This window comes from Sphingomonas sp. PL-96 (assembly GCF_020707215.1).
Classification (GTDB): domain Bacteria; phylum Pseudomonadota; class Alphaproteobacteria; order Sphingomonadales; family Sphingomonadaceae; genus Sphingomonas.
The window spans coordinates 480,637-505,746 of record NZ_JAJFET010000001.1 but is presented as its reverse complement, the minus strand read 5'-3'; the positions used below and the strand labels follow the sequence as shown (position 1 = coordinate 505,746).

Annotated in this window: 19 protein-coding genes; 9 read left to right on the top strand and 10 right to left on the bottom strand. The window is 68.9% G+C overall.

The window, feature by feature from the left end; translation table 11 throughout:
• Complete coding sequence (locus LK533_RS02420; protein ID WP_229361163.1) at window positions 1–216, top strand: hypothetical protein; 216 nt, start codon at window positions 1–3, stop codon at window positions 214–216.
• Between the two features lie 469 nt (window positions 217–685).
• Here the strand turns inward: LK533_RS02420 and LK533_RS02415 are convergent, their stop codons facing one another.
• The 3 genes from LK533_RS02415 to proS form a co-directional block, all read right to left on the bottom strand.
• Window positions 686–1,201 (bottom strand): hypothetical protein, encoded by a 516-nt coding sequence (locus LK533_RS02415; protein WP_229361162.1) that lies wholly within the window; start codon window positions 1,199–1,201, stop codon window positions 686–688.
• Between the two features lie 303 nt (window positions 1,202–1,504).
• Window positions 1,505–3,766, bottom strand: coding sequence for a ribonuclease R (gene rnr, locus LK533_RS02410; RefSeq protein ID WP_229361161.1), 2,262 nt, complete (start codon window positions 3,764–3,766; stop codon window positions 1,505–1,507).
• 344 nt (window positions 3,767–4,110) lie between these two features.
• Complete coding sequence (gene proS, locus LK533_RS02405; RefSeq protein WP_229361160.1) at window positions 4,111–5,643, bottom strand: proline--tRNA ligase; 1,533 nt, start codon at window positions 5,641–5,643, stop codon at window positions 4,111–4,113.
• A 655-nt stretch (window positions 5,644–6,298) separates the two neighbouring features.
• On the opposite strand from proS, the gene LK533_RS02400 reads away from it, so the two are divergent.
• The 8 genes from LK533_RS02400 (at window position 6,299) to LK533_RS02365 (ending at window position 16,080) form a co-directional block, all read left to right on the top strand.
• On the top strand, window positions 6,299–7,063 hold the full coding sequence (locus LK533_RS02400) for a polysaccharide biosynthesis/export family protein (protein WP_229361159.1): 765 nt from the start codon (window positions 6,299–6,301) through the stop codon (window positions 7,061–7,063).
• A gap of 1 nt (window position 7,064) precedes the next feature.
• Window positions 7,065–9,323: a GumC family protein gene (locus LK533_RS02395; RefSeq protein ID WP_229361158.1), complete on the top strand. Its 2,259-nt coding sequence runs from the start codon at window positions 7,065–7,067 to the stop codon at window positions 9,321–9,323.
• 102 nt (window positions 9,324–9,425) lie between these two features.
• On the top strand, window positions 9,426–10,649 hold the full coding sequence (locus LK533_RS02390) for a WcaI family glycosyltransferase (protein WP_229361157.1): 1,224 nt from the start codon (window positions 9,426–9,428) through the stop codon (window positions 10,647–10,649).
• Window positions 10,646–11,953, top strand: coding sequence for a hypothetical protein (locus tag LK533_RS02385; RefSeq protein ID WP_229361156.1), 1,308 nt, complete (start codon window positions 10,646–10,648; stop codon window positions 11,951–11,953). The genes LK533_RS02390 and LK533_RS02385 overlap by 4 nt, the downstream gene beginning before the upstream one ends.
• Entirely contained in the window at window positions 11,950–12,846 is an 897-nt protein-coding gene (locus LK533_RS02380; protein WP_229361155.1) for a glycosyltransferase family 2 protein, read from the top strand. Before LK533_RS02385 ends, LK533_RS02380 begins: the two co-directional genes overlap by 4 nt.
• The gene (locus tag LK533_RS02375) at window positions 12,846–14,075 is read left to right on the top strand and encodes a glycosyltransferase (protein ID WP_229361154.1); all 1,230 of its coding nucleotides are present in this window, start codon (window positions 12,846–12,848) and stop codon (window positions 14,073–14,075) included. The genes LK533_RS02380 and LK533_RS02375 overlap by 1 nt, the downstream gene beginning before the upstream one ends.
• Window positions 14,072–14,824, top strand: coding sequence for a glycosyltransferase (locus LK533_RS02370; RefSeq protein ID WP_229361153.1), 753 nt, complete (start codon window positions 14,072–14,074; stop codon window positions 14,822–14,824). Before LK533_RS02375 ends, LK533_RS02370 begins: the two co-directional genes overlap by 4 nt.
• Window positions 14,824–16,080, top strand: a complete 1,257-nt coding sequence (locus LK533_RS02365; protein ID WP_229361152.1) for a hypothetical protein — start codon at window positions 14,824–14,826, stop codon at window positions 16,078–16,080. Before LK533_RS02370 ends, LK533_RS02365 begins: the two co-directional genes overlap by 1 nt.
• Before the next feature lie 7 nt (window positions 16,081–16,087).
• Here LK533_RS02365 and LK533_RS02360 read toward each other — a convergent pair whose 3' ends face one another.
• From LK533_RS02360 to LK533_RS02330, 7 genes are all read right to left on the bottom strand, one after another.
• Window positions 16,088–17,239: an SGNH/GDSL hydrolase family protein gene (locus LK533_RS02360; protein WP_229361151.1), complete on the bottom strand. Its 1,152-nt coding sequence runs from the start codon at window positions 17,237–17,239 to the stop codon at window positions 16,088–16,090.
• Complete coding sequence (locus tag LK533_RS02355; RefSeq protein ID WP_229361150.1) at window positions 17,236–17,664, bottom strand: hypothetical protein; 429 nt, start codon at window positions 17,662–17,664, stop codon at window positions 17,236–17,238. Before LK533_RS02355 ends, LK533_RS02360 begins: the two co-directional genes overlap by 4 nt.
• A gap of 83 nt (window positions 17,665–17,747) precedes the next feature.
• Entirely contained in the window at window positions 17,748–18,305 is a 558-nt protein-coding gene (locus LK533_RS02350) for a putative colanic acid biosynthesis acetyltransferase (protein WP_229361149.1), read from the bottom strand.
• Window positions 18,306–18,403: 98 nt separating this feature from the next.
• Window positions 18,404–19,690, bottom strand: a complete 1,287-nt coding sequence (locus LK533_RS02345; RefSeq protein ID WP_229361148.1) for an Hsp70 family protein — start codon at window positions 19,688–19,690, stop codon at window positions 18,404–18,406.
• Between the two features lie 149 nt (window positions 19,691–19,839).
• Window positions 19,840–22,590 (bottom strand): TonB-dependent receptor, encoded by a 2,751-nt coding sequence (locus LK533_RS02340; protein WP_229361147.1) that lies wholly within the window; start codon window positions 22,588–22,590, stop codon window positions 19,840–19,842.
• Between the two features lie 274 nt (window positions 22,591–22,864).
• On the bottom strand, window positions 22,865–23,059 hold the full coding sequence (locus tag LK533_RS02335) for a YbdD/YjiX family protein (protein WP_229361146.1): 195 nt from the start codon (window positions 23,057–23,059) through the stop codon (window positions 22,865–22,867).
• Window positions 23,056–25,110: a carbon starvation CstA family protein gene (locus LK533_RS02330; RefSeq protein WP_420705819.1), complete on the bottom strand. Its 2,055-nt coding sequence runs from the start codon at window positions 25,108–25,110 to the stop codon at window positions 23,056–23,058. Before LK533_RS02330 ends, LK533_RS02335 begins: the two co-directional genes overlap by 4 nt.

The window sequence follows — 25,110 nt, the reverse complement described above, 5'->3', positions numbered from 1 at the left end:
ATGACCGCGAGCGCCGTTCATGCACAGGAACCGCGGGCAGCGGAGAACCCTGGTGCGGAGCAGGCTTCCGAAAAGCAGATCTGCCGACGCATGCAGGTGACCGGAAGCATGCTCAGCGGGAAACGAACCTGCCACACCAAGGCCGAGTGGGTTCAGATCGACAAGGCCAATCAGGATGCATACGAACAGGCGCGGCGGGCACGGGGTATGCGCTGATCCACGCCTGAGCAGCCGATCCGCGCGGTCCGGATGCGCGGGCCGTCCCGCAGCCCCCCAGCCGCTGCGGCCTAAAACGGAATGTTCACCCGCACTGTCGGGGTGGCCAGCCCTAAGCGGTCTGTCTCCACCCGCGGCATCACGGTTGCGGTGCCAAGCCGGAAGCGGCGTTGCGGATCGCTGCTGTCGGACGGAAGCGGCACAAGCCGGTCAGGGCTCCTGCCGCCTCGGTTGGCGCAGACGACAACCTCTTCCCCTGCCACCCGGTTCGGGCAATCGAGACTGCGGGTCGCGACGCGCAGGTCAGGCGGCCCGACCGTCGGTGGCGGCAATGCGGCGGGACTTACGCTTGCCTGAAGCAGAAGCAACCCTGCAAGCATCCGCATTCCCCCTGCCGCGCGCGTCGCAACATCCGGCGCAATGAAGGCAGCAGTGTGACTGGACCCGGCGCAATATTCGGGACGTGTCGTCAGTTTGCGATCGGACCCTGCGGGCACGAAACACGACGCAGTGCATAGGTAGCGAACGGCTGCTCCTTGCCCTGTACGTCGCGCGCGAGGATGGTCCAGCCGAGTTCCTCGCCAGCGATGCGCCAGCGGTTTACGAACATCGCATCGGAGTAGCGATAGGCGATCTCGAACCCGTCTGCGCGGGCTGAGCCGAGGCCGGTCGCCGTCATGCTGCCCCCGAAGCTGTCGGACCAGAAGCCGGTGACCTGACCCGCGTCCTTGCCGCCGCCGAACAGCAGATGCGCCGCATAGCGATCGGCTGGATCGCTGGTGGCGACGCTGCGCGCATCGACCGCCATCATGGCGCCGAGCGCCACCGGCCGCACCTCCAGCGCGATCGTCACGGGCTTGTCCAGGACGCTGCCCGTGCCCTGCCAGCAGCCTTCCAGTTGTCGGACGGCATCGGGCGCGCGGGCGGGCTCTTCGGCCGCGGCGCAGGACGCGAACGCCGCCCATGCCAGCACCATCCGCTTCATTTCCGCTTCCCCCTATCTCCCACCGGTGATTGTGGCGGCGGAGAGCGGGACCGGCAAGCGCTGATGACGTTAGGTGGCGTCGTCATCCCGCGGTGACGTTGCCCGACGATAGCCCCCAACCGTTTGTCTCGAGCAGGGATCGAGCTTGTCGAGAGCCCGTGTCGAGAGCCGCGGCCGGTTTCTCGAGACGCTGTCTCGACAAGCTCGACGGCTCCTCGAAACGAACGAAGGGGAGTGGCGCCCCTCCCTCCTTCGAAACCTCAAGGGCTTCGTGGGGTGCGACTGCAGCTGTCGGAGCGCTCCCTACCGTTTCCGCCCCTGGTGCCGGATGTTGCCCGGCCGCCCACGGCGCTTCAGCACCCGCGGTGGACGCCGCCCCGGCTCACGATCGCCGCGCCCGCCGTCGTCACCGGAACCACCCGCCGATCCCTTGCCGTCGACCAGTTCGAAGCGCAATGCGCCGGACACCGGGTTCGCCTCCACCAGCCGCAACGGCAGCCGCATGCCGAGGGTGAATTCCTCGCCGCTGTGATCGCCGACCAGCCGCTGACCCTTTTCGTCGTAGCGGAAATATTCGCGGCCCAGGTCGCGGGCAGGCACCAGTCCGTCGCCGCCGATGCCGTCCACCGTCGCAAAGAAGCCGAAGCTCTGCACGCCGGTGATGCGCGCCTGCATGATCGTGCCGACATGCTCCGACAGATAGGCCGCAACATAGCGGTCGACGGTCTCGCGCTCCGCCTCCATCGCGCGGCGTTCGAGCGCGCTGATGACTTCGCCGGTGCGCTCCATCGTGGCCATGTCCTCGGCGACGCCGCCCGGCCCCAGTGCATAGGACGCGACGAGCCCGCGATGGACCACCAGGTCGGCATAGCGCCGGATCGGCGAGGTGAAATGCGCATAGCTGCCGAGCGACAGGCCGAAGTGCCCGTGGTTGGCAGGACCATAATAGGCCTGGGTCTGGGAGCGCAGCACCTGCTCCATCACCTGCGGTCGGAACGCCGCCTCCCCCACCTTGTCGAGGATGCGGTTGAAGGTCGCCGGCTTGATCACCTGGCCGAGCGCGAAGGGGATGTCGAACGTCTCGAGATAATCCTTGAGCGCGACCAGCTTCTCCCGGCTCGGCGGCTCGTGGATGCGGTACATGACCGGCGCCTTCTTGGCCTCCAGCGCCTTGGCCGCAGCAACGTTGGCCGCGATCATGTAATCCTCGATCAGCTTGTGTGCGTCGAGGCGCTCGCGTGGCGCGACCGACAGGATACGCCCCTTCTCGTCGAGCACGATCCGCCGCTCGGGCAGGTCGAGGTCGAGCGGCTCGCGCGCTTCGCGCGCCTTGTAGAGCGCCCGCCAGCAATCCCACAGCGGGCGAAGCGCGGTCTCGACCAGGTCCGGCGCGACCTTGTCGCCGGTGCCGTCGATCGCTGCCTGTGCGTCCTCATAGGCGATGTTGGCGGCGACGCGGATCACCGCGCGGGTGAAGCGCCAGCCCTTGAGCTTGCCGTCCTTCGCCACCTGAAGATGGCAGGCGAGCGCCGCGCGATCGACCCCCTCCTTGAGCGAACAGACGTCCGCCGAAAGCGTCTCCGGCAGCATCGGCACCACGCGGTCGGGGAAATAGACGCTGTTGCCGCGCTTGCGTGCTTCGCGGTCGAGCGCGCCGCCGGGACGCACGTAGAAGCTGACGTCCGCAATCGCGACGATCGCCTTCCACCCTTCCGGGTTGGACGGATCGTCGTCCGGCGCAGCCCACACCGCATCGTCATGGTCGCGCGCGTCCGCCGGGTCGATCGCGACGATCGGCAGGTCGCGCAGATCCTCGCGATCGTCGCCCAGCGGCGCCTTGGCGATGCGCTCGGCTTCCTCGATCACCTCGGCACCGAACACGTCGGGGATGCTGTGCTTGTGGATGGCGATCAGCGAAAAGCTGCGCGCCTCGAACGGGTCGCCGAGCCGCTGGGTCACGCGCGCGGTGATCCGCGGCGGCCGCCCGGCCTTTTCGGCCAGCACCAGGTCGCCTGCCCGCGCGTCGCCGGCATCGGACACGATGAACTCGCGCCGCTCCTTCTTCTCGACGCCCTGCAGCCACAGCTTCCCGCCCTCTTCGTGAAGGACGCCCAGCATCAGCTCCTCGCCGCGCGCGAGCGTCTTCATCGGGTGCGCGACCCAGCCGGAACCCGCCTCTTCGGTGCGCGCCAGCACGCGGTCCCCAATGGCCAGCGCCGAACGCTTGCCTTTTTCGCGCAGGCGCAGCCGCGGCGGGGGCGTTTCCGCCTCCCAGCGTTCCGGCACGGCCCAGACATTGCCGCCATCGTCGACGTCCGCCACGCGCAGCACGGTGACCTTGGGCAGGCCGCCCATCTTGTGAAAGGCGCGGCCGGGCGCGCTGTCGATCAGCCCCTCATCGGCCATGTCCTTGAGCAGCGCCTTGAGCGTGATCTTCTCCTGGGCGGAGAGGCCAAAGGCGCGCGCGATCTCCCGCTTGCCGGCGGGCGTGTCCGACGTGGTGATGAAGTCGAGGATCTGCTCGCGCGTCGGAAGGCCGGGGGCGGGCGTCTGTTTCTTTGCCATGTGGCGCAAAGATAGGCGCATGGAGGTCCGAGGCCAATGGACGGTGGTGTCTTTGCGAGACTTACCGCGCGTTAACTCCTGCGGCCTAGCTTGCCCCAGGAAGCGGGGGCTTCATGGAGGTGCGTTGATGGCCACCAATCAAATGATCGTCGTGTTCATCGTCCTGGTCGTCGCGGCGGCCTTTCTGTTCCTCTGGCGGCGTCGGGATACGGGCCATACCTCGGACGACCATCGCTGAGGGCATGGAGCGGGAGGCCCCCGCTCCATAGGATCGCTACCCTGTCGTGCTCCCGCGCAGCGGAACACGGCTTTGGTGAGGGGAAGTTCCCCTCACCTTTGATCGCTCAATAGGCGCGGCCGATCAGGATCCGCTCTACCGACGGGCGGCCGGTGAACACGCACGACCCTTCGTCGTGACCGGTCTGCGCCGTCGGCGCGTTGCGGATGGTGAGCTTGAGCGCCTTCAGCCGCTCGACCACCTGGTCCAGCTCCGCACCGGTGGGACGCACCCAGCGCACGTCGACCCAGCCCGGGTTCACGACAGCTTCTGCAAAATGCGCTTCGACGCCGGCCCAATCGTCCACCGGGGTGATGCGGGCACGCAGCTTCTCCTGAGACTGTTCGTGGAGCGCGGTCTGGATCGCCTCCAGCGTCGCGCCCACGTCGCCGACAAAGCCGTCGCGCGGCAGGATCGCGCTATCGAGCTTGCCATCCTCGCGATACAGCCGGTCGCGGCGCAGCACCGAGACGTTGCCGCCCGCGGCGTCGCGGGGGCCGACCTCGACGATGATCGGCGCACCCTTTTTGACCCAGCCCCAGCGCTTGTTCGCGGCCTTGGCGGGCTTCAGGTCCAGCAGCGCGCGCACCGGCTCGCCGAGCGCGCTCTGGCCGGCGAGCGCCGCCTGCAACTCGCGGCAATAGGCGACGACTTCCTCGTCCTCCGGCTTGTCGCGCAGCATCGGCACGATCACCACCTGCCACGGCGCGATCTTGGGCGGCACGCGCAGCCCATCGTCGTCGCCGTGCACCATGATGACGCCGCCGATCATGCGGGTGGAGACGCCCCAGCTGGTGGTGTTCGCCAGTTCCAGCTCGCCGTTCGCATTCTGGAAGCGGATGTTCTGCGCCTTGGCGAAATTGGTGCCCAGGAAGTGCGAGGTGCCGGCCTGCAGCGCCTTGCCGTCCTGCATCATCGCCTCGATGCTGTAGGTCGCGACGGCGCCGGGGAAGCGCTCGTTCTCCGGCTTCTCGCCCGCGATCACGTGGACGGCCAGGCAATCCTCGGAAAAGCGGCGGTAGAGCTCCAGGATCTTCAGCGTCTCTTCGCGCGCCTCCTCTGCGGTGTCGTGGGCGGTATGCCCCTCCTGCCACAGGAACTCGCTGGTGCGCAGGAACATGCGGGTGCGCATTTCCCAGCGCACGACATTGGCCCACTGGTTGATCAGCACCGGCAGGTCGCGCCACGACTGGACCCAGCGCGAAAAGGCGGTGCCGATCACCGTCTCCGACGTCGGCCGCACGACCAGCGGCTCTTCCAGCTTCGCCTCGGGATCGGGTACCAGCCCGCCCTTGCCATCCGCCACCAGGCGGTGGTGGGTGACGACCGCCATTTCCTTGGCGAAACCCTCGACGTGCTCGGCTTCCTTTTCGAAATAGCTCAAGGGGATGAACAGCGGGAAGTAGCAGTTCTCGTGGCCCGTCGCCTTGATCTGGTCGTCGAGCAGCCGCTGGATGCGTTCCCAGATGCCATAGCCCCATGGCCGGATGACCATGCAGCCGCGCACGCCGGATTCTTCGGCGAGGTCGGCCTCGGTGATGACAGACTGGTACCAGGCCGCGAAATCGGCCTCGCGAGTGACGGGGAGCGCGTGTTTCATGACGCATGCCGATAGCGCCGTCCGCGCCCCGCGTCATCCACCGACGCGCGGAAGCGCGCGAGGCGCCTCCCCGGAAGCTGACCCGCGCCGCAAGACGGTCGACAGATGTAGAGTCGAAGTAGCCTCGAAGTACCTGCGTCATAATGACGCATGTTCCGGCAAGTACATTTGCTGTTTTGCCCGAAATCCTGTTGGCAATCGGTCCATTTACGGTACTTTAACCATAGAGAGACTCGCGAGGGGGCAGAGTACATGCAGGGGATCTGGGGAAGAGCGGCCGCGCTGGCCGCGATAGCGATCGGCTGCGCCGCGGCGGCCGCTGCCAGCGCAGAGTCCGGGGGTTCGACCAACGACGCACAAATCACGTCAGGTCCTGCGCCCGCGCGGGGCACGCTGCCGATGCTGGTTCAAGCTGGACGCGTCGTGACCTTTCCCCTGTTCCTCAGCCTGAGTTCCTCAGCTGTGGTCCCGGCCGCAGTCGCTGCCGCGGCAAGCGCAGGCGCTCCTAGCCGCACCGGCTGACGCCCAAGGTACAGCCGGCACGAACCGGCACCCGCCAAAGGAACTTCATCGAGCGCTCCCACCCGGTGCGCTTCCCTCGGTCGCGCAGTCGCTCCATCGGGCGCACTGCGGCGTCAAGCGTGAGTTGCGGACCATGATCCTGCCAGCCTCGCCCACGAAGTCCGGACGCACCGCTCAAAGTGCCGCCCCAGCCGCACGGCACATCGGCGCCAGGCGGGGATCGCGCCTGCTCCCGCTGCTGGCGATGGCGGGCGCCACCGCATGTGGATCGCCACGGGCCGGGCTTCCCCATGGCGCCCAGGCCTATGCGGTGATCCCGGCACCCGCCCCTGGAAGCACGCGCAACCAGTACCGCATCGGTCCGCTCGACACCCTCGCCATCGCCGTGTTTCAGGAGCCCGACCTGTCACAGCGCGACCTGCAGGTCGACGCGTCGGGCAATGTGCTGATGCCGCTGATCGGCGTCGTGCAGGCCAGCGGCAAGACCGCGCATCAGCTTTCGGCCGACATCGCGCAGCAACTGGGCACCCGCTATCTCGCCGATCCCCAGGTCACGGTGACGGTGACCACCTCCGTCTCGCAGCAGGTGACGGTGGAGGGGAACGTCACCATGCCCGGCGTCTACGAGATCACGGGCGCACCGACGCTGCTGGAGGCGCTCGCCCGCGCCCGCAGCCCGACGCGAGTCGCGCGGCTGCAGGAGGTCGTGGTCTTTCGAGTCATCCGCGGGCGCCGCACCGGCGCGGTATTCGACGTCACGGCCATTCGCAACGGCAAGGCTCCCGACCCGGAACTGCTCGGCGGAGATGTGGTCGTCGTCGGGTTCGACGCGGTGAAGGGCGCGTTCCGCGACTTCCTGACCACCGCTCCGCTCGTCAACGCGTTCCAGGCGTTCTGACGTGTCCCTCCCCCACCTCCCAGCCTTCGCCGGTCCCTCAGCCGAGGCCGGCATCCCGTTCCGGACGATCCGACCCAACCTCCGCACGCTGTTGTGGGTCCTGCGCCGGAACCGGACGTGGATCGCTGCCATCCTGATCGGCGCGATCCTGGCCGGCTTCGTCCTGACGCTGCTGACGACGCCCAGATATGTGGCGAAAGCGAGTGTCCGGATGGACCAGCAGGGTGAGCGGGCGTTCGACACTGCTGCAGTCGAGGCGCGGACGGGCACTGCAGACGCGAACGGCTTGCTGCAGACCCAGGCGGACGTTCTGCGCAGCCGCTCGCTTAGCCTTCGCGTCGCCCGGCGGCTGCGGTTGCTGGACGACGCGCGCTTCTTCGCCATCATGGCAGCCTCCCCGCCGCCCGACGCGCCGAGTGCCACCGCGCGCGCCCGTCGACGCGAGGCGGTGCTCACGCTGCTGCAAGCCCATCTCAACGTCGATCTACCGCGCAGCTCGCGCGTGGCGACGATCGCCTTCACCAGCGCCGATCCGGGCTGGGCCGCCCGCATCGCCAACGCCTATGCGAGCGAGTTCCTCCAGGCAGACCGCGAACGCGAGTTCGAAACCTCGGCGAATGCGCGCGAGTTCCTGTCGCGTCAGATCGCCAGCGCCAGGCTCCGCCTGCAGCAATCCGAGCGGGCACTGAACGCCTATGCGCGGGCCGCGCAGCTGATCCGCACTGGTGGCGAAGAGAAGGGCGGTGCAGGTGCCAGCCAATCGATCACAAGCGCGAGCCTTGCCCAGCTGAACGCCGCAGCGAACGAAGCACGCGCGGGGCGGATCGCGGCGGAACAGAAATGGCGATCGGTCGCCGGCAGCCCGCTGCTCAGCATCCCGGAAGTGCTCGCCAATCCGGCGGTCCAGCGCCTGCTGGAACAGCGCGCGGCCGGGGCCGCCGAGCTTCAGCGCGAACGCGTGCGCCACTTGAGCGACTATCCCAGCGTCCGGCAGCTGGAGACGCAGCAGGCGGAGATCGATCGCCAGGCGACGGCTCTCGCAGTCGCGATCCGCAGCTCCCTCTACGATCAATATCGCGACGCCGCCGGGCGGGAACAGGCACTGGGAGCGCAGGTGGAGGGACTGAAGGGCGCCACCCTGGCCGAGCAGGATCGCAGCGTGCAGTACACGATCCTGGCTCGGGAGGCGGACACGAACCGCACCCTGTATGATGGGTTGCTCCAGCGGTTCAAGACGCTGACCGCAGCGGCAGGTGCCAGCACCAGCAACCTGTCGATCCTCGACCGGGCCGAGCCGCCGCTGACGCCAAGCGCGCCGTCGCTGCTGCTCAACCTGCTGGCTGCGCTTGCCGGTGGTCTCGTTGTCGCCGGTGCTGCCGTGCTGGCGCGCGAGCACCTCGACGACGCGCTTCGGTCGCCGGAAGAGGTCGAGACGCGGCTGGGTCTGCCGCTGCTGGGCGCGATCCCGCGCGTTCGCCCGATAGACGCCACGATATTCGACGCCTCCGCGCCGGCGAACGAAGCCTATGCGGCCCTGGGGGGTGCGTTGCTGCACGCCACTCCCCAGGGCCTGCCGCGCACGCTTTTGGTGACGAGCGCGGAGCCGGGCGAAGGCAAATCCACCTCCAGCATTGCCATCGCCGATGCGCTGGCGCGGCTGGGCAAGCGAGTCGTGCTGGTCGACGCCGACCTGCGACGCCCTGCGCTTGAGCGGATGCTGGGGATTGTGCGTCCTGGCGGATTGAGCGGCGTCGTGCTTCGACAGGTACCGCTCGACTGGGCGATCCAGCCCGCGGCATCCCTCGGCTTTGCGGTGCTCGCGTCCGGCGGCACCCCGCCCAGCCCCTCCGAACTGCTGGGCGGCACCGGCATGGCCGATACCCTGGCCGCCCTGGCCGAGCGTTTCGATGTGGTGGTCCTGGATGGCCCGCCGGTGCTGGGGCTCGCCGACGCGCCAATGCTGGCATCGCAGGTTGAAGCCACGCTGGTCGTCGTCGCAGCCGACCGCCGCAGTCCCGCCGTGACCGAGCAGGCGCTGCGTCGCCTGCACGCCGGTGGCGGGGCGGCGCTGGGCGTGCTGCTGACCAAGTTCGACCTGCGCCGAAGCCGGCTCGGCCGCGCCTATTATGGCGCAGGCTACCATCAGGCCCCTCCCGCTCCGCCAGTCTCGCCCGCGGCAGGTCGCGCCAGAACCCCGCTGGACGTGGTCAGCATCGCGACCGCCCGACACCGCGGGAACGCGGCGCGGGGCCAGCGGTGAGATCGGATGAATACCCGGACAGCGCCAGCCGACGGGCACTTGCATAGCGGAAGGGGAGCGATCGTGAGAGAAGCGAAGACCGCGAGTACCCGCGACGGCGCCATGAGGATCCTCGTGCTCGGCCTCAACCATGCGCCGGAACCCGTTGGGATCGGGCCTTATACTGCCGGCATGGTGGCAGCCCTGGCGGCGGCGGGACATCAGGTTCGGCTGGTCACCGCCAAGCCCTATTATCCCGGCTGGCGGGTCGATCCCGCCGCCGCCCGCCCCTTTTACCGCCGCGAGTGGGAAGAGAGCGTCGATGTGTGGCGATGCCCTCTTTATGTGCCGCGCACGCCCTCGGGTGCTCGCCGCATCGCGCACCACCTGAGCTTCGCGCTCGCGGCGCTCGCGCCGATGCTCGTGGCCGCCGCCCGCTTCCGCCCGGACCTGGTGCTGACGATCGCGCCGTCGCTGCTGTCGGTCCCGCTCGCCCGACTTGCGGCGTGGCTTGCGCAGGCACGGTTGTGGATCCACGTTCAGGATTTCGAGGTGGAGGCGGCGTTTGCGACGGGCCTGCTCGAGGGCGCTGGCTGCATCGCGCGGGTGGCGCGCCGGTTCGAACGTGCGAGCCTCGGCTCGGCCCAGCAGGTCAGCAGCATTTCCCCACAAATGTGCCGCCGCCTGGAGCAGAAGGGCGTATTGCCCGATTGCGTGACGGAGTTCCGCAACTGGGCGGACACGGATCGGGTCACGCCGACGGCCCACGCATCCGGCTATCGGTCCGAATGGGGCCTGGGGAACCGGCATGTGGCGCTGTATTCCGGGAACATCGGCAACAAGCAGGGCATCGAGATCCTGGTCGAGGTCGCCCGCCGGCTGGCGGCACGCGAGGACATCGTGTTCGTCGTCTGTGGCGAAGGACCCCACCGGGCCCAGCTGGAGGCGCGCGCCGCCGGCTTGTCGAACCTTCAATTCCGCCCGCTCCAGCCCGCCGAACACATGGGCGCACTGCTGGCCCTGGCGAGCGTCCATCTGCTTCCCCAGTGCGCCGGTGCGGCCGATCTGGTGCTCCCGTCCAAGCTCGGCAACATGCTGGCAAGCGGACGCCCGATCGTGGCGACTGCCGCGCCCGGCACCGGCATCGCTCAGGAAGTCGCAGGATGTGGCCTGGTCACGCCGCCGGGGGACGCCGCTGCCATGGCAGCCGCCATTGGTTCGCTGATCGACGACGGACAGCGTGCCGCCGCACTCGGCGCTGCCGGTCGACAACGAGCGGAAGCATGCTGGAGCCGGAGCACCATCCTCGACGGCTTCCTCCAGCGCGTCGAGGCGCTTGCCGGATGAAGCGGGCCGGAGCAGAGGCCGCCGGCCGGTTCGCGGCAAAAGGGTTGGGTCTTGCAGCACAGCTGGCGACGCTCGCCCTGGTTGCAGAGGCGCTGGGTGCACGCGACTTCGGCCGCTACTCGCTGGTGCTGGCGATCGCCGCCGTCGTCGCGCAGCTCGCCGATTTCGGCACGGGGCGCTTCCAGTTCCGGCGCGCGCACCGCGGCAGCCCCGCGGCGATGCTGGCGATGTGGAGCCTGGCGTTCCGGCTGCTTGGCGCAGGCCTGCTGCTGCCGCTTCTGCTCTTCTATGCCTGGCGCACCGGGTTGCCGGGTCCGGCACTCGCCTTCGGGTTCGTCGCGAACATCCTGTTCCAGTTCGCAAACCTCAACCGGCACCTGCTGCTGTTGGACGAACGCGTCGGCGCAGCGATCCTGGTCGAGTCCGCGCCGGCGCTGTTCTTTTGTGCCGGCATCGCGGCCTGCCTGGCCGCTTCCGTCGCCCTCGACGTGAATGGAGTCCTGCTTCTGTTCCTGTCGGCGATGGCGGCGGGGTTCGCCTGCTCGGCGGCAAGCAGCGGCACGGCCGGTGCTTGGGTGCGCGGGGTCGCCATGCTGTGGCGAACCCCGGCTCGGCGCGTCCTGGCAGGGGTCGGCATCCTCGCCCGCCGGTCGAGCCTGATAGGCGTTGAAATCTTTCTCGCAGCGGCAAGCTTCAACGCACCGATCCTGATCGTCGCGGCGTTGGACGGCGGCGCGGCAACCCCGCAGGTAGCGCTGTACCAGCGCATCCTCGGGCTGGAGGTCGCGCTGCTGTCGGTCACCGTCACCGCGCGGCTCAAGGCGTATCACGATTGTGGAAAGCTGGGCGTGCTCGATGGGCGGCCGGCGCTGGCATCCGCGGTGCTGGTGTTCGCAGCCAACGCTGCCGGGCTGCTGCTCCTGGCCCCGCTCGTGCAGCTGCTGCCGGAAAGCCGCGACATCACCTTGATCGGCATCGCCCTGTCGCTGCGCCCGCACCTGCTGCTGGTCGCCGCGGTGGCCGCGTGCACCGCCGCCAATCTTCACTGCTCCATGTCGGCGCTGGGCGGCAACTGGCTGTGGCCCCGCTGCCTGAGCGTGGGCGCCGGCCTTCTCGCCACAACTGCAGTCGCAGCGTCCCTCGTCGCCAAGGGCGCAGAGCCGTTTGCAGCGGTCTTGCAGGGGTCGCTGATCGGCCAGCTGACGGCGCTCACCGTGCTGATCGCGGGAGTGACCCGAGAGGGCGGACGCATCCACCTGCCCTGGAGCCTCCCCTGGCGGTCGCCTGCGGGGGTGCGCGCATGATCTCGGTCCTGATCCCGACCCGCGACCGCGCCGACAAGCTCGCGCGTGCGCTGGCCAGTGTCGCGGCCCAGACCAAGCCGGCGGGCGAAATCATCGTCGTCGACGACGGCTCTAGCCCGAGCGAGGCGGTGGCGATCGCAGCGCTGGTGGCGTGCACGCCCGGTGCCCGGCTGCTGCGGCACGACCAGAGCCTCGGCGCCGCCTCCGCGCGCAACGCCGCGGCGAACGAAGCGCAGGGTGAGGTGCTGGCCTTTCTCGACTCCGACGACTGGTGGGTGCCCGAACGGCTGGCGGCGCACCGGATAGCGCTGGCACAGCCCGACATCGTGCTGTCCTATAACCGCGCACGGTTGACGCGATCCGGCGCGGGCAGCGCACGCGGGATCGTCGGCCGGGCGCCCTCGTCGCGGTGGTCGCTCCCGGTCGCACTGGCCGGGTGGAACTTCATGGGCAGTTGCTCCAGCGTCTGTGTCACCGCGACGGCCTTCCGCAGTGTGGGCGGGTTCGACCCCAGCTTGCCGAGCTGCCAGGACTGGGACCTGTGGCTGCGGCTGAGCAAGGGCGGCGACTTCGCCTTTGTCGCCGAACCGCTGACCTTTCTGGACATCGGTCCCCACGCGCGCATCACGACTTCCTCCGGCGCGGTGGAGGCGGGGCATGCGCAGGTCCATGCCCGCGCGCTGCAGCTTGCCGCCACCGCTTCCGAGCGGCGCCATGTCGCCGCCGAACATCTCTGGACCCTGGCCGAAATCGAAAGCCGCTTCGGCAGGCCGGCACCGGCGCTCGGCCATATGCTCCAATCGCTCCTCCGCTGCCCGACCGCACGCGCACTGGAACGCGCCCCCGCATTGCTGGTCGCGGCGATCAGGGATCTCCCGGGGCAGCGGCGGTGATGGCGAGCGACAGCGCTTACGAACCGCTCCGCGTCCTCGCCCTCAACATCCGCGCAACCCAGGGGGGGGCCGGGCGGATGGCCTATGATCTCCACCACCGGCTGCGCGCCGCGGGACAGGAACCGCGGCTGCTGTACGGCTATGGCTCGGGCATCGCGCCCGACCCGCAGGTCGCAGGCGAGCCGGACGTGGCGATGCTGGGATCGCGGGCGACGGTCCTTGCCAACCATGCAGCGCATCTGCTGCTCGGCCACGAGGTGCGGACCGCGCGCAGCGCCACGGTGCGCGCCGCGATCGCGGCGGCGGACGTCGTCCACCTGCACGCCGTGCACCACTGGTATCTCGCCTGGCCGCACCTTGCCCGCATGCTGCGCGAGAGTGGCAAGCCAGTGGTAATCACCGCTCATGACTGGTGGTGGCTGACCGGCCGCTGCGGGTTCGTGCGCGACTGCACCGGCTGGCAGCGTGCGTGCGGCGAATGCGGCACCCGGCGGTTCGAGGATCTGCCCGCGCTGCTCGATCGCTCGCGTGTTGTACGGGAGCGCCGCCACAGCGCGCTGCGCAGCTTGAGAGATCAGCTGACGATCGTCTGCCCCTCCCGCCACCTTGCGCGCGACCACCAGCGCATGTTTCCCGATCTGGACATCGTCTGCATCCCCAACGCGCTCGACCGGGAGTTCGAGGCGGCCCTGGCCGAGCACCGGGAGGAACCCCGCCATGGGCACCTGTTCTGCGCATCGGATCTGGCGACCCCCGGCAAGATCGACCCCGTGCTGGTGCGGGCGCTGGCGGCGGAGCCCGGGGTCGCGATTGGCCTGATCGGGCGCGGCAACCCGTTCGGCGACACGCCGGCCGTCCACCATGGCGAGGTTCGCTGCCGTGCGACCCTTGCCGGCCTCTACGCGCAGGCGCGGGGGCTGTTGTTCCCGTCGCGCATGGACAATGCGCCGCTGACCATCATCGAGGCGCTGAGTGCAGGCTGCTACGTTCTCGCCTATCCCTCTGCCGCCGCGCAGGAGATGCTGGCGCTGGTCGGCGGGCGCTGCGTCGCCACCGCCGCGGAAGCGCTTGCGGTGGTGCGTGCCGGACGGGAGGCTGCGCTCTACGGCGGCATCTCCCATGCCGAGCTTGCCTCTCGGGCGCGGCGTGTCTGGTCGGGCGGCGCGATGACGCAGGCCTATCTGCGGGTCTACCGCGATGCGTTGGGCGACAGCCGGGCTGCCGCATGACGCCGATCTTCTCGATCGTCACCATCGTCCGCAACGACCCCCAGGGTCTCGAGCGCACCCGCGCATCGCTGGCAGTGCAGACCGATCGCGAGTTCGAGTGGATCCTGATCGACGGAGCCTCCACCGACACGACCCGGCCGCTGGTCCGCGCATTGCTCGCGGCCGGGGAGGCGCGCGGCGTGTCCGAGGCGGATGGCGGCATCTACGACGCGATGAACAAGGGGCTACGGCTCGCAGCGGGACGCTATGTCTTGTTTCTCAACGCCGGTGACCGGCTGCTGGACGGAAGCGCGCTGGTCCGCGCCAGGCATGCGATCGCGGCGCGAGGCGATCCGGACATCGCCTTCTTCGCGTCGCAGATGGCGTTCGGTCGCCGCATGCTGCCGCGGCCGGTGAAGTCGCCCACCTATGTCTGGCATGGCCAGCCGGGGCTGCACCAGGCGACCTTTGTCCGGCGCTCGCTCCACCTCGCCCACCCTTTCGACCAACGCTATCGCGTGTGCGGCGACTATGACGCGCTCGCCCGCATGGCGAAGGCGGGCGCGCAGATGGTGAGCATCGACGAAGCGATCGGCGTCAACCTGTTCGAACGCCGCGCCATGTCCGCCAACAAGCGGCTGCTCATCCGCGAGGCGGCCGCGATCCAGCGCAGCGTGCTCCGCCTGCCCGGCTGGCAGATCGCGGTGAGCGCCGCGCGGCGGGCGCTGAACTCGGGCGTCTTCGCGCTGCTGACTCGGACGACGGGCTGATGGAGGCCACTGCCCTTCGCGAACGCTGGCTGCTGCGGCTGCTTGCCGCTGCCAGCGTGCTGGCTCTGTACGTCCGCGTCGTTCCGATCGGCAGCTACCCGGTGACGCTCGGCGGCATCGCCGCTGCGCTGGTGGTGTTGGTGTCGTTGCGGGAGGTCCGCGTCCTTCTCCTGCCGCTCGGCGTTGCGCTGGTCCTGCTGCTGTGGCCGCTGATGGTGTTCGAGGGTGCTTCGCTGCTCGATGCGGCGCTGATGCCGACGGGTGCGCAGTTCCTGCAGTCCTATGGTCTGTGGGCGGGATCGGTGGTGCTGCTCACCCTCGCCTGGGTCAGTGCGCGGCCGGTGCAGCTGCCGGGCACCTATCCGCTGGCACTGGCCGTGCTCGGGGTCGCGGCGGCGCAGTGGCTGCTGGCGGGGCTCGGCAGCCTTGCCGGGTTCGAAGCGGTGGCGCCATGGCTGGAGATCGACGTCGCCCACGGCTATTTGCGGCTGGAACCCGGCTGGGGGGTGCGCGCGATCGGCCTCTATTACGAGCCGTCTATGTGCGGTCGCGTGGTGGGTACGCTGGCGTTGATCGACTTCGTCCGGCACCGGCGACTAGCGCCTACGATCGCCGTGCTGCTGGTGGGGCTGCTGCTCACCCAGTCGCTGGCGCTGCTGGTGCTGGCGGCGACGGTGGGGGTGATCCTGCTCGGGCGTTCGTGGCGGGGAGCGGGAGCGCTGGCAGTGCTGGCGCTGCTGGTGGTCGCGTTCCAGGGCAGCGCAATCGACCAGCGGCTGCGCAACGACAGCCGGATGCAGGCGGACTCGTCGAGCTATCGCCGCACGCTGACGCCGCTTGAGCCGCTCGCGCGCACCATCGCTGACAATCCACTCGGCGTGCCGATCGGCGCGGGGGAGCTGGTGGCGGAGCGGACAGGCTATGCCGCGCGCACGGGTGAGCCAAAGATCACCAACGGAGTGTATGAGTTCCTGCTCTATTTCGGCGTGTTCGGAGTCGCCGCACTGGCAGCGGGGGTGGTGGCGGTCGGCGCGCTGGCACTGTCCGGCCGGCGCGAGCTGGCGGCGGGGCTGCTCTACCTGCTGCTGTCCACCGCCCTGTCGGGGAGCTTCCTGGCGATCGAGTCCTCGCTGCTGACCTATTATTTTCTTGTCGCCTGCATGACTGCTCAGCGTCGTTCGGCTGCCCCGATGGTGCCGGCGTGGCGGGAGCCGGCGATCCGCCGGCACGCCTACGGCCTGCCGGCGGAAAGTTAGGCAAAGGTCAGGCCAAGGCACCCAGCGCCTGGCCGATGCGGCGGCCGAGATAAAGGTGCCCGGCAGCGGTCGGGTGGACATTGTCGGCGGCGGTATAGAGGCTGCGGTTGCCGACACCGACCATCGCCTCCACGTCGACGAAGGCCACTTGATTGGCGGCCGCCCGCTCCTGCAACGCCGCCCTGACGCTGCCGAGCGCCGTCGTCGGCCCGAGCGGCGTCCACGGGCCGAGCGTCACCAGCTGCGTGTCCGGCCAGGCGGCGCGGATCGCCGCCACCGTCGCGTCATAGCGCGTCCGCAGCGCCGCCAGCCCGGCCGCGTCGGCTCCGGCATCGTTGTAGCCAAGCGCCGTCACGATCCGGTCGGGCGCGCGGGTGAGGACCGCGAGACTTTTGGCGACGCGCGCCGCCGGCGCGGTGGCGCCCGTGCTGTTCCAGCCGGCGCCGCCGACGCCATCGCTCCACGCGTCCATCCGCAGCTGCGCCGCGGCGGCAGCCGACCAGTTGCGTGCCACCGTGGCCGCGCCTGTCCCTTGCGTATAGCTGTCGCCGAAGAACGCGATCAGCCCGCGCCCGGCGTGGTCGCCCGCAAACCAGGCGCTGCCCGCCGCGTCCAGGAAGAGCCCGCCGAACAGCAGGTTGGTGCCGGTGATGCGATAGTGGCGCGGGCGGCGCGGGTCGGCGGTGGCGCTCCAGTCGAGCTTCACCAGCCGGCGGTCGCCGGTGGCGGGCGTGGCGAACGCCGCCGCCTGGACGAGCTGCCCGTCCACGAACAGGTCGAACAGCGCGTTGAACTTGACCAGCAGCAGCTCGATCTGCGCGGCGTCGCTCATCCACTCCCATTGGATCGGCCGGCCATAGTTGGTGCCGCCCGCCCCGTCCGTGCCGCCATAGGCCGAAGGGTCGGAGGCGACCGGCTGGACCGGGGTTCCAGTGGCGCGGAAGCACGGCTGGGTCGCGGTTACCCGCACCGTCGAGGCGATCGTGCTGGCGCTCGCGTCGGTGAGGGTGAGGACCGGCGGCTCCGCGAGCAGGGTAAAGGAGGGCAAGCCGCCGAGCGGGGCAGCGGCGGCAGCGGCAATGGCGCGGTCGCGCGCGGTGCGCTGGGCGAGCCCCTGCGCGCGGACCGCGAGGCCACGGGCGATCAGGTCCGCGCTCATTGCGCCACCCGATAAGCGATGGTGCCGGCGGTGATGGCGAGGTCGAGATAATAGCTCGCGCCGGCGACGCTTTCCTCCGCCACCACTTCGTTGGCGTTGGCGGTGAAGCTTGCCCAGGCCGCGCCGGCAAGCGTCAGCGGCTCGCGGGTGGCGCCGCCGTCGGTCGAGCGCAGCAGCCGGACCCTGCCCGTCCAGCTGCCCGACAGGCTAAGATGGATCGGCCGGTCGAGTTCGGGGAGGAACGGCCCGACCTGTGTCGAGGCGGATGCGGTGCCGGCAAGCGGCGCCGGCGTGGCGCCGTGCGCCAGTCGCACCGGCATCGGGTTGGCGGCGTCCACGAACCGCGCCTCGGAACCCGGCTGGCCGACGGAGATCGCGACCGCCGGCACGAAGGAGGCGGGAATATCGATGGGAATGGAAGACATGCGAACATCTCCGACAAGGGGAAAGCCCGCCCGGCATGTGATGCACATGCTGGTCTGTAGGAAAGTGAAAAGTGCCTATCTGGTTATTCGTGCCACGGCTGGCGCAGCTTCAGCGGTTGTGCGGGGTTGCCGGAGAAGACGGTCCATGCCGCCAGATCGCGCATCGCCACCCCGCGGGCGCCGAGCACCGCGCCGGTGCCTAGTTGCACGCCGGGTCCGACGAACGCCTCTGCCGCGATCCAGGCGTGGTCGCCGATGTCGATCGGGCGCAGCAGCAAGGGGAAGCACGGGTCGGTGACGTCATGGGTGCTCGCGCACAGGCTCGCGTCCTGCGACACCACGACCGCGGCGCCGATGGTGATCCGTCCCTGGTTGTAGCAGCGCACCCGGGGCCCCAGCACCGACCCCGGCCCGATCGCAAGATTGGCCGGGTGCCAGATCCGCACCGATCCATAGACGCGCACATCGCGGCCGACCTCCGCTCCCCACAGGCGCAGCAGCCCGCAACGCCAGCGGTGGAGTGGCGGCGGCGTCCAGCGGGCGAGCAGCAGCCAGCAGAGCCCCCACGCCACCCGCGACAGCCTGTTGGCGAGCGAAAAGCTTGGCCCGTGCCGGTGCTTCGCTGCGCTATCCCAGTCCATGGCTCGCCCTCCGGTGGAAGGCGAGCCTAGCGCCCGCGGGGCCGGTCCCCTACCGGACCGCCGACTGCCCCTGTCTCAATACCGAACAGGTACGGGCGTCACACCGCCCAGGCGGCAACGTCTTCCTGCTCGCCGATCAGCGCCAGGCCGTGCGCGATCGAGGTGAGTTCGCCGCCGGTCGCGATCTTGTCCTCGCCGAACCGCTCGGTGAACAAGCGGCGGATGCGCGGGGTGAGCGAGGTACCGCCGGTCAGGAACACGCGGTCGATCGCGCCGGGCGCAACCCCGGCGGTCGCCAGCGCCGCGTCGACGGCGGCCTCGATGCGCGCCACGTCCGGCGCGATCCAGGTTTCGAACTGGTCACGGGTCACCTCCGCCTCGATCGACAGTCCCCCGCCTGCGAAGCGGAAGCGGGCGCTCTCGGCGGTCGAGAGGTCGCGCTTCACCCGGCCAACTGCGTCGTAGAGGTGGAAGCCCTGTTCCTCCTCGATGACCGCGATCATGCGGGTGATCGCGTCCGGATCGAGCGCGCTGCGGCGCAGCTTGTCGAGTTCGGCGAGCGTACGGCGGTTGCGCATCAGCGCCAGCCGCGACCAGTCGGCGAAGTCGGTGAAATAGCCGCGCGGGATCTCCAGCACCTTGTCGAACGAGCGATAGCCGCTGCCCTTGCCCAGCAGCGGCAGGACGAGGTGGTCGAGGATGCGATAGTCGAAGCGGTCGCCGGCTATGCCAACGCCGGCATGGCCAAGCGGCTCGCACCGTCGGGCAGCGCCCGGAGCGGCGATGCGGACCACCGAGAAGTCGCTGGTGCCGCCGCCGAAGTCCGCCACCAGGATGGTCGCGGGATCAGCGATGCGCGAGGCATAGCTGAACGCGGCGCCGACCGGCTCATAGACATAATGAACCTCTGCGCCGAGGGCTGAGAACATCGCGTCGTAGCGGGTGCGCGCGAGCGCAGTGTCGGGGCGGTGGCCGGCATATTCGACCGGCCGGCCGACAACGAGGCGGCCGATGCCGTCGAACGCGCCGCCGGCACGGGCGGCGAGCTTGTCGAGGAACAGCTGACCCAGCTCCTCGAAGCGCAGGCGGCGGTCAAAGACGGTCGCGTGCTCGAACGCGCTGCTGGCGGCGACCGATTTAAACGACTGCAGGAAGCGGCTGCCTTCGGGATATTCGAGATATTCGGCGATCGCCCAGGGACCCGCCTCAGAGGCGATGCCGCCGCGAACCTCCTCATCCTGCCAGAAGCACAGCGCCGAGCGGAACACCGCCTCGGGACCTTCGGGTCCGTCGAGCTGGACGAGGTCCGCGGTGCCGCCCCGGGCGACCGCCGCGACGGAGTTGGTGGTGCCGAAATCGAGGCCGAGGGTGGGTGCGTGCGACATGGGCGTGCGGCCCTACACGCTTTGCCGTGAGGCTCAAGCGGTTTGCGGGCGACGGGCGTTCAGCAAACCCGTTGGTGCCGGGTAGGCTGGCGGCACATTGGCCCTCCGGAACGGCAGGGGGGCGCACAATGCACGCCCCCCTTCCCCGCTTACATGCGGACGCTGATGCTCGCCGCGAAGGTCCGGCCGTTCTTGTAGAAGGCGGTCGGGGTGTCGCGGGTGCCGCTATACTGGATGTAGGTCGAGTCCAGCAGGTTCTGCGCATTGACCGTCAGCGTCACCAGCTTGTTGACCGCAAGGCTCGCCGAGAAATCGAGCTGGTCGTACGGCGCCACCATGTCGACCGAGTTGAGACGGCCGATCTGGCGGAAGTAGGACGAGCGATGGTTGTAGCTCAGCCGTGCCTGGACCGGGCCGCTTTCGAAATACGGGATCACGTTGACCGTGTGCTTCGACAGATACGGCAGGTTCAGCCCCTCGTCAGTCGAGCTGTCGGCATAGGAATAGTTCGCCTGGATGCCGAAGCCGCCCCAGATCTCGCTCTGTCCCGACACCAGCACGCCGTTGGCAGTCGCCTTGCCGCCGTTGATCGGCTGCGAGACGTTGTAGACCTCGTTGCGCTGCTCGAGCTCGTTGAAGAAGGTCTGCTGGGTGATGCCGTTGTAGATGTAGTCCTTCACCTCGCGGCGGAACAGCTCGACCGACAAGAGCGTGCCGGCGCGCGGGTAATATTCCGCCGACAGCTCATAGTTGACCGACTGGTACGGACGCAGGTTCGGGTTGCCGCCGCTCGCGTCGAGCGTGATGTCGTTGCGACCGACCGAGCCGCCGAGCTGCTCGTAGCGCGGACGCGCGATCACCTTGGCGACGCTGCCGCGGAAGATGAGCTGGCTGCCCGCCTCATAGGCGATGTTCAGGCTCGGCAGGAACTTGAGATACTTGTTCGAAACCTCGACCGGCACGATCGTCGGCAGCGCGCCGTCGACGCCCGAAACCTGGTTGGCATAGTTCGACGTGTTCTCGGTATAGACCAGCCGCCCGCCGATGTTGCCGCGGAAGCCGCCCTGCTCGAAGTTCGCCTGGATGTAGTTGGCAGCGACACGCTCATCGACGATGTACGAGGCCGTGGGCTTGGCGACCGCGATGTTGATCGAGTTCGCCAGGATGTCGATCACGGTCTGGCGCGGCAGGTTGATGTACTGGGTCGCGTTGCCGCTGCCGCCGGTGCCGTCGAACACGCCGTCCGGGGTGGTGATCGTGTCCACGCCCAGGCTCGCCAGCGTATAGTCGTCGGTGGTGTAGTTGTTGAAGCCGCTCGCGTTGCGGCGGTTGCGGTGATCGGTGAACTTGCCGCCGATCAGGATCTGGGTGAACGGGCCGAACTCGACCGGGATCACCGCGTCGTAGCCGACGTAGAAGTCGCGATCGATCGTCTTGGAGAAGTCGATGCCGCCCGCGCGCGCGGCAACAAGCTGCGAGCCGTTGTAGAGGATCGGCTGGCCGTCGATGGTCTGCGCCTGCACCGCGTTGCTGCGGCGGTAATTGGCCGGGTCGGTCAGGTCGCCGTCATAGTTCACCGTCGCGCTGTCGGCGGTGAAGCCGTAGCTGAACGGCAGGTCGGTGCGCAGGTCGTAGAGATACTCGGGGTTGCTGCCACCAGTCGCGCGGCTCCAGCCCGCGGTCGCGGTGATCGAGGAGCTGTCGTCGCCCTTCCAAGCCGCCTCGAAATTGGCGTTGTCGGTCTTGAGCTTGGTCGAACGCACCAGCGTGTCGAGCTGCGAGCTCTGGCCGCCGGCCGAAGCGGCGCCAAAGCTCGCGTCGGTGACCACGCCGTTCGAGATCGTCGCCGACTGGAGCACGTCGCCGCTCCACGCGCCCGGGATCACGTACATCGACTGGCTGGAGTTGTTGTAGTTGCCGTCGATGTGCAGGCCGTTGACGGTCAGCGTCAGCGTTTCGGTCGGACGGAACTGCATGGTGCCCGAATAGCTGGTGCGTTCCCGCTGCTGAGTGAAGTAGGCGTAGTTGATGCCGTAAGGGATGACAGCATTGTCGAGGTCCGCCGCGGTGCCGCCGGTGATCACGGCATCCGGGTTCCTGAGCACGCGCTCGCCCGCCTCGTTGGTGGTGAGGAAGCGCGAGCCGGCGTTCTCGAAACCGAAGAACTCGACGCCTGCGCGGGTCAGGCTCTGGCGGTCATAGGTGACGGCGCCCAGGATGCCGAAGGTCTCGGCCTCGTTCTTCCAGCTGTAGAGGCCGGACGCGCGGACGTTCCCCTTTTCCGAGCGGTCGTTGTACGAATAGCCGCCGGACGCGAACAGCGAGTTTGCCGGCGTGTCGAGCGGACGACGCGTGCGCACGATCACGGTGCCGCCGATGCTGCCTTCCTCGATCCGCGGCTCGGGCGACTTGTAGACTTCGAGCCGGTCGACCAGCTCGGGTGCCAGCAGCGAATAGTTGAAGGTACGGCTGGTGGGATCGTTGTCGTTGCCGCCCCAGTCGGCCGAGGCGACGGCATGGCCATCGAGCAGCATGCGGTTGAGCGCCGGGTCGGTGCCGTGGATTGCGACCTTCTCGCCCTCGCCGAAGCGACGGTCGATGCTGACGCCCGGAATGTGCGACAGCGATTCCGCGACATTGCGGTCGGGGAACTTGCCGATGTCTTCGGCGGAGATCACGTCGACGACCGAGTTCGCCTCACGCTTCACTGAAATGGCGTTGCGCAGCGAGGCGCGGATGCCGGTAACCACGATGTCGCCGTCGCCTGCGGCAGGCGCGTCGGGTGCGGAAATGTCCTGCCCCTCGCCAGCCGGCGCTGCGGCGTCCTGCGCCATTGCAGGCGATGCGCTGATGAGAAGCGCCAGCACGCTGGCAACGCAAGGGCCGAACCGATCCGCCATCTTCCACTCTCCGCTACGATCGTGCCGGGTTCTAAGTGGCACGGCATTGGTACTGTTCTCGCAGAGACAAATATCACGGAAGTTGAAGGCCGTAAGCGCCGGATCGCGCGGCCCATCGCATGGCATTCGCAGTGTCACATTTGCGCAACATCAAGCCGGAACGGCCGATCCCGGCGCCTAAATACAGGCGAAGTCGTGCGGCAAGCCCTCGCTACGCATGGAAAGCATCCACACCGAGAGCGCGTGATCCCCGGCCGAATTCAGCGGCTGCCCGTCAGCAGCAGCGGCCACCATTCTTGCCGCCGTAGCGCGCCTGCTGGCGCTCGCGGAAGAACTCCGCCTCCGTCATCTGGCGATGGTCGGGGTGGTGCTGCCTCATATGCTCGCAATAGGCGGCATAGGAGGGCATGCCGACCATGAGGTGCGCGGTCTCGCGCACCCGCGCCGCGAAGACGGCAAGCCGGCTCATTCGGCCGGCTCCATGGCGGTGAAGGACGGCGGGATTTCGTTCACGCTCGGGCGATCGATTCGCCGTGCCGCGAGGCAGGTTCGGATGCCGTAGAAGAGGATCGAGAACACCACGGCCAGGAAGATCGCGCACAGGCCGGCGTCGATGCGGTCGTTGAAGACGATGCGGCCCATCTCCTCCAGCGTCTTGGCCGGCGCCAGCACCTCGCCGCGGCCCAGCGCCTCGCCATAGCGCGAGGCATGGGCCAGGAACCCGACCTTGGGATCGGCCGAGAACAGCTTGAGCAGCCCCGCGCTGCCGGTGCACACCAGCAGCCAGGCGGCGGGCACCATCGTCACCCAGGCAAAGCGCTGCTGCTTCATGCGGAACAGCACCACCGTCGCCAGCACCAGCGCCACCGCGGCGAGCATCTGGTTGGAGATGCCGAACAGCGGCCACAGCGTGTTCACCCCGCCCAGCGGATCGGTCACGCCCTGGTAGAGGAAGAAGCCCCACGCAGCGACACACAGCGCGGTCGCGATCAGGCCGGGCACGATCGCCGAGGATTCGCGGAACCGCGGCACGGCGAGCCCGATCAGGTCCTGCAGCATGAAGCGCCCGGCGCGCGTGCCGGCATCGACGGCGGTGAGGATGAACAGCGCTTCGAACAGGATGGCGAAATGGTACCAGAAGGCCATCATCGCCTTGCCGCCGACCACATGGCTGAAGATCTGCGCCATCGCGACCGCCAGCGTCGGCGCACCGCCCGAACGCGAGACGATCGTGGTCTCGCCCACGTCGCTCGCGGTCTGGGCGAGCGTGTCGGCGGTGATCGGGAAGCCCATCGCGGTGACAGCGGTCGCAGCCGAGTGGATATCGGTGCCGAGCACTGCCGCCGGGCTATTCATCGCGAAATAGACGCCCGGGTCGAGGATCGAGGCGCCGACCAGCGCCATGATCGCGACAAAGCTCTCCATCAACATCGCGCCATAGCCGATGAAGGGCGCGTCGCCCTCGCTGGCGATGAGCTTGGGCGTGGTGCCGCTGGAGATCAGCGCGTGAAAGCCCGAGACGGCGCCGCAGGCGATGGTGATGAACAGGAAGGGGAACAGCCCGCCCGACCAGACCGGGCCGCTGCCGTCGATGAACTGGGTAAGCGCCGGCATCCGCAGCGGCGGCGCCATGATGGCGATGCCGATCGCGAGCGCGGCGATCGCGCCGATCTTGAGGAAGGTCGACAGATAGTCGCGCGGCGCCAGCAGCAGCCACACCGGCAGCACCGAGGCGACGGCGCCGTAGCCGATCAGGATCCAGCACAGCTGCACCGCGCTGAAGGTAAACAGCGGCGCCAGGCTGGGCGAACTCGCGATCTGCCCGCCGTAGACGATCGCCAGGATCAGGCCGATGAAGCCCAGGATCGACACTTCCCCGATCTTTCCGGGCCGCAGCCAGCGGGTGTAGATGCCCATCAGGATCGCGAGCGGCACGGTGGCGGCCACCGTGAACATGCCCCACGGGCTGTCTGCCAGCGCCCGCACCACGATCAGCGCGAGCACCGCCAGGATGATCACCATGATCATGAAGGCGCCGAACAGCGCGATGGTGCCGGGCACTGGGCCCATTTCGATGCGGATCAGTTCGCCCAGCGACTTGCCGTCACGACGCATCGAGATGAACAGCACCATGAAGTCCTGCACTGCGCCCGCCACCACCACGCCGGCCAGGATCCAGAGCGTGCCCGGCAGATAGCCCATCTGCGCGGCAAGCACCGGCCCGACCAGCGGCCCTGCGCCCGCGATCGCGGCGAAATGGTGGCCGAACAGCACGTTGCGGTTGGTCGCAACATAGTCGAGCCCGTCGGCGCGCCGGATCGCGGGCGTCGGCCGACCGGGGTCCAGCCGCATCACGTGGCGCGCGATGTAGAGCGCGTAGAAGCGGTAGGCGATCAGGTAGATCGCGACTGCGGCAACGACGATCCAGAGGGCGTTCACCGACTCGCCGCGCGAAAAGGCGACGACGCCCAGCGCCACCGCCGCCAGCAGCGCCAGCGCCGCCCAACCCACTTTAGAGAT

Bases quoted from the DNA above. Each gene is read 5' to 3' on its own strand.
- LK533_RS02420 (WP_229361163.1), top strand. From the start codon at position 1: ATGACCGCGAGCGCCGTTCATGCACAGGAACCGCGGGCAGCGGAGAAC.
- LK533_RS02415 (WP_229361162.1), bottom strand. From the start codon at position 1,201: ATGAAGCGGATGGTGCTGGCATGGGCGGCGTTCGCGTCCTGCGCCGCG.
- rnr (WP_229361161.1), bottom strand. From the start codon at position 3,766: ATGGCAAAGAAACAGACGCCCGCCCCCGGCCTTCCGACGCGCGAGCAG.
- proS (WP_229361160.1), bottom strand. From the start codon at position 5,643: ATGAAACACGCGCTCCCCGTCACTCGCGAGGCCGATTTCGCGGCCTGG.
- LK533_RS02400 (WP_229361159.1), top strand. From the start codon at position 6,299: ATGATCCTGCCAGCCTCGCCCACGAAGTCCGGACGCACCGCTCAAAGT.
- LK533_RS02390 (WP_229361157.1), top strand. From the start codon at position 9,426: ATGAGGATCCTCGTGCTCGGCCTCAACCATGCGCCGGAACCCGTTGGG.
- LK533_RS02385 (WP_229361156.1), top strand. From the start codon at position 10,646: ATGAAGCGGGCCGGAGCAGAGGCCGCCGGCCGGTTCGCGGCAAAAGGG.
- LK533_RS02380 (WP_229361155.1), top strand. From the start codon at position 11,950: ATGATCTCGGTCCTGATCCCGACCCGCGACCGCGCCGACAAGCTCGCG.
- LK533_RS02375 (WP_229361154.1), top strand. From the start codon at position 12,846: ATGGCGAGCGACAGCGCTTACGAACCGCTCCGCGTCCTCGCCCTCAAC.
- LK533_RS02370 (WP_229361153.1), top strand. From the start codon at position 14,072: ATGACGCCGATCTTCTCGATCGTCACCATCGTCCGCAACGACCCCCAG.
- LK533_RS02365 (WP_229361152.1), top strand. From the start codon at position 14,824: ATGGAGGCCACTGCCCTTCGCGAACGCTGGCTGCTGCGGCTGCTTGCC.
- LK533_RS02360 (WP_229361151.1), bottom strand. From the start codon at position 17,239: ATGAGCGCGGACCTGATCGCCCGTGGCCTCGCGGTCCGCGCGCAGGGG.
- LK533_RS02355 (WP_229361150.1), bottom strand. From the start codon at position 17,664: ATGTCTTCCATTCCCATCGATATTCCCGCCTCCTTCGTGCCGGCGGTC.
- LK533_RS02350 (WP_229361149.1), bottom strand. From the start codon at position 18,305: ATGGACTGGGATAGCGCAGCGAAGCACCGGCACGGGCCAAGCTTTTCG.
- LK533_RS02345 (WP_229361148.1), bottom strand. From the start codon at position 19,690: ATGTCGCACGCACCCACCCTCGGCCTCGATTTCGGCACCACCAACTCC.
- LK533_RS02340 (WP_229361147.1), bottom strand. From the start codon at position 22,590: ATGGCGGATCGGTTCGGCCCTTGCGTTGCCAGCGTGCTGGCGCTTCTC.
- LK533_RS02335 (WP_229361146.1), bottom strand. From the start codon at position 23,059: ATGAGCCGGCTTGCCGTCTTCGCGGCGCGGGTGCGCGAGACCGCGCAC.